The following is an 11,519-nucleotide window of genomic DNA, read 5'->3' as shown; positions in this document are numbered from 1 at the left end:
GGGGGGGGGGGCGTGCCCGGGAGGGCGCCGGGCCGGCTATGGGGGGGGGTGCCGGACGCGCCGCTCCCCCGACCACCCCCCCTCCCACCGTTTTGAACTGTGTTGGGGGTCAGAGGAAGCGCAGCAGGGCGGCGACGATGGCTTCCGGGGCGTCTTCCTGGACGAGGTGGCCGGCGTTGAGGATTGGGTGAAATTGTGATCCCGGAATCATCTGGTGCAACGCCCGACCCCGCTCGATGGGAATCCACTGATCGGCTTCACCCCAGAGAATCTGCACCGGGCAGCGGATGCTCGGGTACAGCGGTTCGGCCTCGCGGGTGTAGCGCTCGTCCATCTGCGCGATCTGCCGATAGAACGCCGCTTGCCCCGGATCGCCGAGCCACGGTTGCACGTAGGGCGCCAGTTCAGCGTCGGGGATGTCGCGGTGAATCGCCCCGCGAATGTAGGTCGGGACGGTAGCGCGCTGGATGTAGTCCGGCAGGCCGCTGAACGCCGTTTCATGCTGGCGCACATGCTGCACGAACGGCGAACCCCATGGCGTCAGCGCCACCGGATCGATCAGCGTCAGGCTGCGGTAGTCCTTGCCATCGAGCAAATGCGTGCGCAACGCGGTGGCGCCGCCGAAGTCATGGGCGACCACGTCCGGGCGCTGGATGTTCCAGTGATCGAGCAACTGCGCGAGCAGTTGATTCTGTACGCCGAGGGAAACGTCGGCGTCCGGTTGTGCGGAGCGTCCGTAGCCCAGCAGGTCGAAATAATGCACCCGATGACTGGCAAAGAAATGCGGCGCGATGCGGTGCCACACGTAAGACGAGAACGGCGTGCCGTGCACGAACACCAGTGGCGGGCCGTCACCGCGCACGGCGTGGCGCACCGGATGCCCATTGAAATCGAAGACCTGATCCAGCAGCCAGTCTGTCATCGGCCTGTCCTCTTGGCGGGGTTGAGCCAAAAAGCATAGGCATAAAAAAACAGCCGTGAAGGCTGTTCTCTATTTTCCTGACAAACACCGATCCTTTGTAGGAGTGAGCCTGCTCGCGATAGCGTCGGCACATCCGAAATCAATGTGTCTGACAAACCGCTATCGCGAGCAGGCTCACTCCTACAGGGGGATTTGTGTTGGATCACTCACCGCGATAGATGCAACCGCTGGTGCAGGTCTCGTGAATGCGGATCGCGCTGAGTTCCGGCAGCAGCGGCTTCATTTCATTCCAGATGAATTTGGCCAGGACTTCGCTGGTCGGGTTTTCCAGGCCGGGAATGTCGTTCAGGTAGTTGTGGTCCAGACGCTCGTACAACGGCTTGAAAATCGCCTTGATCTCGGAGAAGTCGCGGATCCAGCCGGTGTGCGGATCGAGGTCGCCGCTCAGATGCAGCGCCACCTTGAACGAGTGACCGTGCAGGCGTCCGCACTTGTGGCCGTCCGGGACGTGCGGCAGGCGGTGGGCGGATTCGAAAGTAAATTCCTTGAAGATTTCCACAGTATTTTCGGCTCTGTTCAGGTGGCGTTCGCCGCAGCGATTCGGGCAGGCGGCGAGTTTACCAGCTTGTGTTTGGCGATGCGGGAAAACACTGACTAAAGGGTCAGCAAGCGTTCGGCGAGGCGACCATTGGCAGCCAGTTCGAGAAACTCGTCGCCCAGTCGCCGGCTTTCGTCCATCGCCGCGTGCCAATACTTTTGGCGGCTCGGCGCATCACCCATGAAGCGCTTGAAGTCGTTACGGTCGGGCAGTTTGCCGTAGGGCAGGCGCGCCAGATATTCCTTCGACGGTGCCAGCAACAACACGTCCTGCAAGCGCTCCACCGAGGCGCGGCGCCACGGCAGGGTCTTGTCGAACCAGCCGGGAATCACCCGGTCGGTGAAGTGCGGATAGAGCACGATGCCGTCGCCGCTGTAGGGCAGGTCGAGGTGATAGTCGAGCAGGCCGCCGTCGCGGAACGTGCCGGCACCGGCGCCCGGCAGGTCGCGCACGCCTTCCATGACCATCGGGATCGACCCCGAGGCCAGCAGCGCCTGACGCAGGTTGCCGGCATTGAGGGCGACGAAGCGCGACGGAAAGTCATTCAGCGCATTCACCGGCGGGGCGAGGCGCGGGTCGTGAATGATCAGGCGTTCGAAGTGCCGCGACAGCCGCGCGCGACCGCGCAGGTTATCGGCGATCACCGAACCCAGTGCCAGACCGAGGCGGCCACGATGATCGTCGGCCAGGCGTCCGTGGCTTTTCACCACCATGATGTTCAGGCGGTAATCGGCGTTGTTGAGGATGCTGGCGTCGCGGCCGTCGAGCAGGTCATTGAGCATGCGCTGCGAGCTCTGGCTAATCTCGGCCATGGTCACGCCTTTGTTGAAATTCTGCTCGGCGTACAACTGGCCCAGGCGGCGGATGCCTTCAGCGGCGTCCGGCAGGCAGGCGCTGGCGAAGCGCCAGGAACCGACCGACGCGCCGATCAGCGAGCGTTCTCGCGGCGCGCTCGGCAGCCATTCGCCGAACAACGCCAGATCAAGCCCCTGAATCCCCAATGCCTTCGGCCCGCCGGCCGCACCGGGCAGGGTGCCGACGTCAGCGGCGTTCAGGCCTTGGGCACGAATGCGCGCCATGGCCCGTGGGCCGGCCTTGAGGGTGAGGGCGGGGAACTTGATGTGGATGGCGGTCATACCGGTCTCGATCGTTAGCAAGCGAACAATTATAAGCACATGTTACAAAACACTGTAGGAGTGAGCCTGCTCGCGATAGCGGTGTATCAGACATATCAATGCTCAATGACACATCGCAATCGCGAGCAGGCTCACTCCTACAGGGGAAACGGGTTGCTCTGGGGCAATGATGGCAATTCAGTTTCAGTTAAGTTCGCACCGCTATGGTGCCCACCGTAGCTGCACATAAAAATACGGAGACACCCATGAAAACCCTGACTGCCCTGTCCATTGCCTCGATCATCGGCCTGACCGCCAGCCTCGCCCACGCCCGCGATCTTGGCCCCGATGAAGCCCTGCGCCTGCGCGACGCTGGTACTATCGTCTCCTTCGAGAAGCTCAACGCCACGGCGCTGGCCAGACACCCGGGCTCGACCATCACCGAAACCGAGCTGGAAGAGGAGTACGGCAAGTATGTCTACCAGGTCGAAATGCGTGATCCGCAAGGGCTGGAGTGGGATCTGGAATTAGACGCGGTCACTGGGCAGGTTCTCAAGGATCATCAGGATACGTAATGAAGGTTAATGTTCGCGCCACCAGCCGCACGGCGTTGGCGCTTGTGATTGTTTGCTCGGCGGCGATGGCCCGCGACCTCGATCAGGACGAAGCGCTGAAGCTGCGTCAGCAGGGCGTGATCCTGCCGCTGGAGCAGGTGCTGCAACAGGCGCTGGATCGCTATCCGGGGGCCAAACTGCTGGAGGTCGAGCTGGAGGAAAAGCACGACGTCTATGTTTATGAAGTCGAGCTGCTGACGGTCGAGGGCGTGGCGCGCGAGCTGCACCTGAAAGCCGATACCGGCCAATTACTCAAAGACAAGGAAGATTGACCGATGCGTTTGCTTCTGGTGGAAGACCACGTGCCGCTCGCCGACGAACTGATCGCCGGCCTGCAGCGCCAAGGCTACGCGGTGGACTGGCTGGCGGACGGACGCGATGCGGTCTATCAGGGCAGCAGCGAGCCCTATGACCTGATCATTCTCGACCTCGGCCTGCCCGGCGTTCCCGGGCTGGAGGTGCTGGCGCAGTGGCGTGCCGGTGGCTTGTCGACCCCGGTGCTGATCCTCACCGCCCGCGATTCCTGGGCCGAGCGCATCGAAGGCCTGAAGGCCGGCGCCGACGATTACCTGACCAAACCGTTCCATCCCGAAGAGCTGCACTTGCGGGTGCAGTCGTTGCTGCGTCGCTCCAAGGGCCAGGCCAATCAGCCGACGCTCAAGGCGGCCGGCCTGCATCTGGATGAAGGTCGCCAGTGCGTGATCCGCGACGGCAGCGAGATTCAGCTTACCGCCGCTGAATTCCGTCTGCTGCGTTATTTCATGCTGCACCCGGAACAGATCCTGTCGAAAACCCACCTCGCCGAGCACCTTTATGACGGCGAGACCGAGCGTGATTCCAACGTCCTCGAAGTTCACGTCAACCACCTACGGCGCAAGCTGGGTAAAGCGGTGATCGAAACCCGTCGCGGCCAGGGTTACCTGTTCGGCGGGCAAGCTTCGTGAGGTCGATCCAGCGCCGTTTGAGCCTGGGATTGATCAGCGTGATGGTGATCGTCGGCCTGGTGCTGGCGCAAACCAGCCTGTGGTTGTTCGAAGTTGGTTTGCAGCGTTATCTCGAAGCCGGTCTGCGCAACGACAGCGAAAGCCTGCTGGTCGCGCTGGTGCGTGGCCCGCAAGGTTTGCAACTGGATGAGCGGCATCTGTCACCGGCCTATCAGCGACCGTTTTCCGGGCATTACTTCCGCATCGATTTTGCCGACAGCCACTGGCGCTCGCGTTCGCTGTGGGATCAGGATCTGCCGCTGCTGGAGCACCCGGGTTTGCACAGCAACCTGCAACTGGGGCCGGACGGTCAGCAGTTGCTGGTATTGCGCTCGGACTATCGACGTCTGGGGCAGTCGATCTCGATCAGCGTCGCCCAGGATTACACCCCGGTGCGCGAGAGTTTCCAGCGCATGCGCCAGATCGGCCTCGGGCTGGGCCTGGCCGGTTTGCTGCTGATTCTGCTGCTGCAACGGCTGACGGTGCGCCGCGCGTTGAAGCCGCTGGAGCGGGCGCGCGAGCAGATCGCCCAGTTGCAGCAGGGCCAGCGCTCGCAACTGGACGATCAGGTGCCGGTGGAGCTGGAGCCGCTGGTGGCGCAGATCAACCATTTGCTCGCGCACACCGAGGACAGCCTCAAGCGTTCACGCAATGCGCTGGGCAATCTGGGGCATGCGCTGAAAACGCCGTTGGCGGTGCTTTTGAGTCTGGCGTCGAGCGAAAAACTCGATGCCCACCCGGAGCTGCGCAAGATCCTCAAGGAACAGTTGGAGCAGGTGCAACAGCGGCTCAATCGCGAGCTTAATCGCGCGCGGTTGTCCGGTGATGCGCTGCCCGGTGCGCTGTTTGATTGCGATGCGGAACTGCCGGGATTGCTGGCAACGCTGAACATGATCCACGGCGAGCATCTGGCGTTGAGTTACGTCGCGCCGCCGGGGCTGCAACTGCCGTGGGACCGCGAGGACTTGCTGGAACTGCTCGGCAACCTGCTCGACAACGCCTGCAAATGGGCGGACGCCGAGGTGCGTCTGAGTGTGATCGAACGTACTGACGGTTACGCCCTGAGCGTTGAAGATGACGGGCCGGGAATTCCTGAGGAGCAACGCACTCAGGTGTTCAGCCGTGGCACGCGGCTCGATGAGCAGACTGACGGGCATGGCCTGGGGCTGGGGATCGTGCGCGATATCGTCGAGACGTGGGGCGGGTTGCTGGTGTTGGGCGAGAGTGAGTGGGGCGGGCTGAAGGTGGTGATCGAGTTGCCTAAACGCTGATCCCGGCCTGCCAAAGAACTGTAGGAGTGAGCCTGCTCGCGATTGCGCCGATACATTCGAATCAATGTGTCTGACAAACCGCTATCGCGAGCAGGCTCACTCCTACAGGGACGGTGATGGTTTTCAGACCCGGAACTGATCCATCAGACTCTGCTGCTGATTCGCCAGGCTGTTCAGCGACTGGCTCACCCGCGCCGACTCATTGGCCTGTCCGGACAGCGATTCGGTCACGTCACGAATGGTCGCGACGTTGTTGTTGATCTCCTCGGCCACCGCGCTCTGTTCTTCCGCCGCGCTGGCGATCTGCAGGTTCATGTCGCTGATCACCGTCACTGCATCGCCGATCTGGCGCAGTGCGGTCACCGCTTGCCCGACCTGCTCGACACTGCCCTGCGCCTGACGATGGCTGTTGCCCATCGACCCCACCACATCCTGGGTACCGGTCTGCAGTTGCTCGATGACCTGACGGGTTTCTTCCACCGACTCCTGCGTGCGGCGGGCGAGGTTGCGCACTTCGTCGGCGACCACGGCAAAACCGCGCCCGGCTTCACCGGCACGCGCTGCTTCGATCGCCGCGTTGAGCGCCAACAGGTTGGTCTGTTCGGCGATGGCGCGGATGGTTTCCAGCACGGTGCCGATCTTCTCGCTGTTGGCAGCCAACCCTTCGACCTGAACCATCGCCGCGCTCATGTCGGCGGCGAGGGTGTCGATGCTCGCGGTGGTGCGGTCGATCACGGTCAGGCCCTGACGGGTGGCGCGGTCGGCGTCCTTGGCCGCTTCGGCGGCTTGCGCGGCGCTGCGTGCAACGTCCTGCGCGGTGGCGCTCATTTCGTGGGAGGCAGTGGCGACCTGATCGACCTGGCGGTATTGCTGCTCCATGCCGGCGCTGGTCTGGGTGGCGATGGCCGAGGACTGGTCGGCGGTGTTGCGCGCGTCCTGCACCGAGCGTTTCACTTCGGCGATGATCGGCTGCAGCTTGTCGAGAAACTTGTTGAACCAGCCGGCCAACTGACCGAGTTCATCCTGCTTGTCATACGCCAGGCGTCGAGTCAGATCGCCTTCGCCGCTGGCAATGTCTTCGAGCATGTGGGCCACGCCGAGGATCGGTTTGGTCACGCTGCGCGCCATCAGCCACACCAGCAGCAGGCCGACCAATGCCGCCAGCACGCCGAGGCTCAGCTCGATCAGGGTGCCGGAGTTGTTGCTCGCATCCAGTTGCTGCTTGAGCGCTTCGGCGCGGCTGACCAGCACCTTTTCCGGCACGTCGAGCAACACGGCCCACGACGGGCCGCCGGGGATCGGCTGGAACGGCGACAGCACTTTCAACTGGCCGTTGCTGTGCAGGCTGCTGACGCTGCTGCTGGTGGCGAGTTGACGCAGCAGTTCGGCGCCGCTGACGGTGTCCACGGCATCCAGGCGCTTGCTCAGTTTGCTCGCATCCGGGCTGTAACCGGCGAGCAGGCCGGTGGGGCTGATGATGCTCACGGCGGTCTGGCCGTCGTAGAGTTTTTTGCTCGCGCCCTGGCTGATCGCCTGCAGGCTGTTGAGATTGATGTCCACCGACAGCGAGGCGATGACTTTGCCGTTGACCATCAGCGGGAAGACGATGCTGGTCATCAGCACGTTCTGACCGTCGATCACATAGAAGTACGGTTCGATCACGCACGGCTTGAGCGTGGTGCGCGGGCAGGTGAACCAGGCGTTGGCGGCCTGGCCGCTGGGGCCGGTGCTGGTGTCGGTCATGTCGCTTTCCGGCAGGGCCATCGAGGTGACTTTGCCGGGAGTCGGCTGCGACCAGTACAGGGCGAAGCGGCCCTTGTCGTTGCTGCCCAGTTCGGCCTGACCGGCGAACAGTTCATCCTTGCCATCCAAGGCGTTGGCTTCGAACACCAGCGACAGACCGAGCAGATCCGGGTTGGCTTGCAGCGCGGACTTGACCTGACGGGCCATGTCTTCGCGCAGGTCGAAGGCATCGAGGAAGCGCTTCTCGGCCTGTTCGCGCAGGAACAGCACCTGCCGCGAGAAGCCGTGGCCATATTGATAGGCGTCCATGAACTGCTGGCGAATCCCGGCAGCCTGCACCTCACCCTGCGACTCAATGCGCGCCTGGGCCGACTCGGTCAGCATCTCCATGCTCGAAGCCTTCACCAGCTCGGAGCTGTGCTCCATGCGATACAGCGAAAGACCCACCAGCAGGGTCACGATGCCCGCCAGGCACAGGCCGGCGAGCAGGGTGATTTTCCATTGAATGGAAAGTTGTCTGAGCGACATGGCGACGTCCTTATTCGATAAATATCTGAGACTTTGCACTGTAACGGCCGCGTTTCGGCTTTCTTTATTGTTCAAGCGCAATATGACCAATTGCCGCAGTTGAGTGACGTTTAGCCCCCTGTGGCGAGGGAGCTTGCTCCCGCTGGGGTGCGTAGCGCCCCCAAATCCTGCTGATGCGGTCATTCAGGCATAACGCGTCTACCGGGTTTGCGACTGCTGCGCAGCCGAGCGGGAGCAAGCTCCCTCGCCACAGGGATCTCCTGCGCATCACCGGGTTGTGCATTGGCAGTTACATTTCAGTTCAGCCGCTCGCTTTGACACCGCCGCCACTCTGCGGCACAGTGCGCGCCCTTCTAATAAGACCCTCTTTGCAAATCCGCCGGTTAACCGTTGGCGGACTCATCCTGTCTGGCGGTGATATTTCATCGCAGTGTTTTTGAGGTAGTGAAATGAATGCAGTGATTGCTGCGGTCGGCGTCATGCTGATCCTCAGCCTGTCCCGCGTGCACGTGGTGATCGCCCTGATCGTCGGTGCGCTGGTCGGTGGCCTGACCGGTGGTCTGGGCATCGACGCCACGCTCAAGGCGTTCAACAGCGGCCTGGGTGGCGGGGCGACGGTGGCGTTGTCCTACGCATTGCTCGGCGCTTTCGCCGTGGCGATTGCCAAGTCCGGCCTGGCCCATGCGCTGGCCGACAAGGCCCTGGCGATGGTCGATCGTCAGCATTCGACCGGCGGCGGCAGCGTCAAGTGGCTGCTGATCGGCCTGCTGTGGGTGGTGGCGATTGCCTCGCAGAACATCCTGCCGATCCACATTGCGTTCATCCCGCTGCTGGTGCCGCCGCTGCTCTATGTACTGACCAAGTTGCAGCTGGATCGCCGGTTGATTGCCTGCGTCATGACCTTCGGCCTGATCACCCCGTACATGGTGTTCCCGGTGGGTTTCGGCAACATCTTCCTCAACCAGATCCTGCTGGCCAACGTCAGCAAGGCCGGGGTCGATATCAGCCAGATCAACGTCATGCACGCCATGGCGATTCCGGCCCTGGGCATGGTCTTCGGCCTGTTGCTGGCGGTGTTTTTCAGCTATCGGAAAAAGCGTGTTTACGATCTGGAGAAAATCGAGCAGGTCGAGCAAGTCAGCGTCGCCTACAACCCGAAGACCATTGGCATTGCTGGTCTGGCGATTGCCGCCGCGTTCATCATTCAGTTGCTGCTGGATTCGATGATTATCGGCGCACTGGCCGGGTTCCTGATCTTCTCGGCCTCGGGCATCGTCAAGTGGCGTGAGACCGACGACCTGTTCACCGAAGGCATGAAGATGATGGCGATGATCGGCTTCATCATGATCTCCGCCTCGGGTTTCGCCGAAGTGCTCAAGGCTACCGGCGAAGTGCGCTCGCTGGTGGAAAGCGCGGCGGCGTGGATCGATCACAGCCAAGCAATCGGTGCGCTGTTGATGCTGCTGGTGGGCCTGATGGTGACCATCGGTATCGGCTCGTCGTTCTCCACGGTACCGATTCTGGCGGCGATTTTCGTGCCGCTGTGCGTGCAACTGGGCTTCAGCCCGATGGCCATCGTGTGCATCGTCGGCACCGCCGGTGCATTGGGCGATACCGGCTCGCCGGCCTCGGACTCGACGCTGGGCCCGACCTCGGGTCTGAACGTCGATGGCCAGCATCACCACATCTGGGACACCGTGGTTCCGACCTTCCTGCACTACAACCTGCCGCTGCTGGCGTTCGGCTGGGTGGCGGCGATGGTTCTCTAAACCCGCCAATCCTCTGTGGGAGCGGGCTTGCTCGCGAAAGCGGTGTATCAGAAACATAAATGTTGACTGACACGACGCCTTCGCGAGCAAGCCCGCTCCCACAGGGGAATGCGGTGAATCCCCCGCTCAACTTTTGCTTGCGCGTGCCGTTAACGCCTTTAACCACGCCAATAAAACCAAAAGAGTGAGCCCCCCAATGCGCTTGAGTCTCAAGGCCAAAGTCCTGTCCCTTGCCGTCCTGCCGGTGCTGCTCTTTGCGCTGGTCATCAGCCTGACCACGCTGTTCATCCTCCAGCAACAGGCGCACACCGAGGTCGAGCAGACCCGCGAGCGCCTGCTCGCCGACGCCAAGGCCACGCTGCAAAGTTACGTCGCCGTGGCGATGACCACGATCAAACCGCTGTACGACGCGGCCGCCCCCGGGGATAACGCGGCGCGGGCGCAGGCGATCAAATTGCTGTCGGGCATCCGCTACGGCAAGGACGGCTATTTCTTCGGCTACGACTCCGAAACCGTGCGCCTGTTCAAGGCCAATGACCCCGAAGGCGTGGGCAAAAGTTTCAAGGACAACCGCGACCCCAACGGCGTCTACGTCAACCTCGGCCTGGTGAAAGTAGCGAAGGACGGCACTCACTATCTGCAATACAGCTCGCCGCTGCCGGGCAATGCCAACGTGCTGGTGCCGAAACTCGGCTACACCGAGTACCTGGCGAAGTGGGACATGGCGGTCGGTACCTCGGTCAACCTCGACGGCATTGAAGCGCAAGTGGCAGTGGTCGAGGCGCAAGTGCAGGAGCGCATGCAAGGCGTGATCCTCAGTATCGTCGGCGTTGCGGTGCTGGTGCTGTTGGTGATTGCCATCGCGGGGATGCTGCTGGCCAACACCATTCTGCGGCCGCTGAACCTGATGAAAGCCAATCTCGACGACATCGCGGCGGGCGAGGGCGATCTCACGCGCCGGTTGAACATCACCAGCCAGGACGAACTCGGCGAACTGGCCGGCTCGTTCAATCGCTTCGTCGACAAGATCCACGGTCTGGTGCGGCAGATCACCGAGATGACCACGCAACTCACCGGCTTGGTGACCCAGGTTTCCGATCAGGCTCAGCGTTCCGATCAGGCCATGGAGCGTCAGCGCCACGAGACCGATCAGGTCGCCACGGCGATCAACGAGATGTCCGCCGCCGCTCAGGAAGTCGCCAAGAGCGCGCAGAACGCCGCGGTCGCCGCGCAGCAGACCGACGAAGAAGGCCAGAGCGCCAAACGCGTGGTGGCCGGCAGCATCAAACAGATTCATGTGCTGGTGGATGACATTCGCAGCAGCGGCGTGTCGCTCGACAGCCTGCAGCAGGACGTGTCGTCGATTGTCGGCGTGCTCGGGGTGATTCGTTCGATTGCCGAGCAGACCAATCTGCTGGCACTCAACGCCGCGATTGAAGCGGCGCGCGCCGGGGAGGCCGGGCGCGGTTTTGCGGTGGTGGCGGACGAAGTGCGGGCACTGGCCAGCCGCACGCAGATCAGCACCCAGGAAATTCAGGGTATGATCGATCGCCTGCAAGCGGGTACCCAGTCGGCGGTCGAGGCGATGCGCCGTTCCAGTGAAGCGGGCGATGGCACTTCGGCGCAGGCCAATCAGGCCGGGGCGTCGCTGGATGCCATGGCTGACCTGATCGCGACGATCAACTCGATGAACGCGCAGATCGCCAGTGCTGCCGAGGAACAAACGGCAGTGGCCGAAGAGATCAACCGCAGCGTGCATCAGATCGCGGTGGCGGTGGACAGCGTGGCGGACGAGACGCAACTGGGGGCGCAGACTTCGCGCAGTCTGGCAGAGCTTGGGCAGCGGTTGGGCAAGCTGGTGGGCCAGTTCCGCATTTAAAAAGTCTGTAAAACCTCATTGTGGGAGCGGGCTTGCTCGCGAAGGCGTCATGTCAGTCAGTATTCTTGTACCTGCCACACCGGCTACGCGAGCAAGC

Annotated in this window: 9 protein-coding genes and 3 pseudogenes; 7 read left to right on the top strand and 5 right to left on the bottom strand. The window is 62.5% G+C overall.

The annotated features are described in order from the left end of the window. Positions 1-109: 109 nt before the first annotated feature. The 3 genes from LVD08_RS12775 to LVD08_RS12765 all read right to left on the bottom strand — a co-directional run bounded on the left by LVD08_RS12775 (position 110) and on the right by LVD08_RS12765 (position 2,656). A complete protein-coding gene (locus LVD08_RS12775; RefSeq protein ID WP_247268302.1) occupies positions 110-922 on the bottom strand; it encodes an alpha/beta fold hydrolase in 813 nt (270 codons plus the stop codon). 202 nt (positions 923-1,124) lie between these two features. Next, the gene (gene queD, locus LVD08_RS12770) at positions 1,125-1,481 is read right to left on the bottom strand and encodes a 6-carboxytetrahydropterin synthase QueD (RefSeq protein ID WP_007915588.1); all 357 of its coding nucleotides are present in this window, start codon (positions 1,479-1,481) and stop codon (positions 1,125-1,127) included. A gap of 95 nt (positions 1,482-1,576) precedes the next feature. Beyond that, positions 1,577-2,656, bottom strand: coding sequence for a patatin-like phospholipase family protein (locus LVD08_RS12765; protein WP_247268301.1), 1,080 nt, complete (start codon positions 2,654-2,656; stop codon positions 1,577-1,579). Positions 2,657-2,901: 245 nt separating this feature from the next. Here LVD08_RS12765 and LVD08_RS12760 point away from each other — a divergent pair, with 245 nt between their 5' ends. The 4 genes from LVD08_RS12760 to LVD08_RS12745 are packed head-to-tail and all read left to right on the top strand — an operon-like array spanning position 2,902 to position 5,503. Further along, on the top strand, positions 2,902-3,210 hold the full coding sequence (locus tag LVD08_RS12760; protein ID WP_027614000.1) for a PepSY domain-containing protein: 309 nt from the start codon (positions 2,902-2,904) through the stop codon (positions 3,208-3,210). After that, positions 3,210-3,521: a PepSY domain-containing protein gene (locus LVD08_RS12755; RefSeq protein ID WP_027613999.1), complete on the top strand. Its 312-nt coding sequence runs from the start codon at positions 3,210-3,212 to the stop codon at positions 3,519-3,521. Before LVD08_RS12760 ends, LVD08_RS12755 begins: the two co-directional genes overlap by 1 nt. Positions 3,522-3,524: 3 nt before the next feature. After that, complete coding sequence (locus LVD08_RS12750) at positions 3,525-4,193, top strand: response regulator transcription factor (protein WP_003223514.1); 669 nt, start codon at positions 3,525-3,527, stop codon at positions 4,191-4,193. Beyond that, the gene (locus LVD08_RS12745; RefSeq protein ID WP_098968034.1) at positions 4,190-5,503 is read left to right on the top strand and encodes a sensor histidine kinase; all 1,314 of its coding nucleotides are present in this window, start codon (positions 4,190-4,192) and stop codon (positions 5,501-5,503) included. Before LVD08_RS12750 ends, LVD08_RS12745 begins: the two co-directional genes overlap by 4 nt. Positions 5,504-5,626: 123 nt before the next feature. Here the strand turns inward: LVD08_RS12745 and LVD08_RS28270 are convergent. Beyond that, positions 5,627-6,220, bottom strand: a pseudogene (locus LVD08_RS28270) (methyl-accepting chemotaxis protein); the annotation flags it as partial. Positions 6,221-6,484: 264 nt separating this feature from the next. Beyond that, positions 6,485-7,453, bottom strand: a pseudogene (locus LVD08_RS28265) (HAMP domain-containing protein); the annotation flags it as partial. A 770-nt stretch (positions 7,454-8,223) separates the two neighbouring features. Here LVD08_RS28265 and LVD08_RS12735 point away from each other — a divergent pair. The 3 genes and pseudogenes from LVD08_RS12735 (at position 8,224) to LVD08_RS28255 (ending at position 11,422) form a co-directional block, all read left to right on the top strand. Beyond that, positions 8,224-9,543, top strand: coding sequence for a Na+/H+ antiporter family protein (locus LVD08_RS12735; protein ID WP_115990270.1), 1,320 nt, complete (start codon positions 8,224-8,226; stop codon positions 9,541-9,543). 196 nt (positions 9,544-9,739) lie between these two features. Continuing rightward, positions 9,740-10,516 (top strand): annotated as a pseudogene (locus LVD08_RS28260) (cache domain-containing protein); the annotation flags it as partial. A gap of 84 nt (positions 10,517-10,600) precedes the next feature. Then, complete coding sequence (locus LVD08_RS28255) at positions 10,601-11,422, top strand: methyl-accepting chemotaxis protein (protein WP_446739755.1); 822 nt, start codon at positions 10,601-10,603, stop codon at positions 11,420-11,422. Positions 11,423-11,519: the final 97 nt, after the last annotated feature.

This window comes from Pseudomonas sp. YL2 (assembly GCF_023063025.1).
Taxonomy (GTDB): Bacteria; Pseudomonadota; Gammaproteobacteria; order Pseudomonadales; family Pseudomonadaceae; genus Aquipseudomonas; species Aquipseudomonas putida_A.
This window is presented reverse-complemented; position numbering and strand designations above follow the sequence as displayed.

What these genes read in the sequence shown, in the direction of transcription:
- LVD08_RS12775 (WP_247268302.1), bottom strand. Translation starts at nt 922, where the DNA reads ATGACAGACTGGCTGCTGGATCAGGTCTTCGATTTCAATGGGCATCCG.
- LVD08_RS12765 (WP_247268301.1), bottom strand. Translation starts at nt 2,656, where the DNA reads ATGACCGCCATCCACATCAAGTTCCCCGCCCTCACCCTCAAGGCCGGC.
- LVD08_RS12760 (WP_027614000.1), top strand. Translation starts at nt 2,902, where the DNA reads ATGAAAACCCTGACTGCCCTGTCCATTGCCTCGATCATCGGCCTGACC.
- LVD08_RS12755 (WP_027613999.1), top strand. Translation starts at nt 3,210, where the DNA reads ATGAAGGTTAATGTTCGCGCCACCAGCCGCACGGCGTTGGCGCTTGTG.
- LVD08_RS12750 (WP_003223514.1), top strand. Translation starts at nt 3,525, where the DNA reads ATGCGTTTGCTTCTGGTGGAAGACCACGTGCCGCTCGCCGACGAACTG.
- LVD08_RS12735 (WP_115990270.1), top strand. Translation starts at nt 8,224, where the DNA reads ATGAATGCAGTGATTGCTGCGGTCGGCGTCATGCTGATCCTCAGCCTG.
- LVD08_RS28255 (WP_446739755.1), top strand. Translation starts at nt 10,601, where the DNA reads ATGACCACGCAACTCACCGGCTTGGTGACCCAGGTTTCCGATCAGGCT.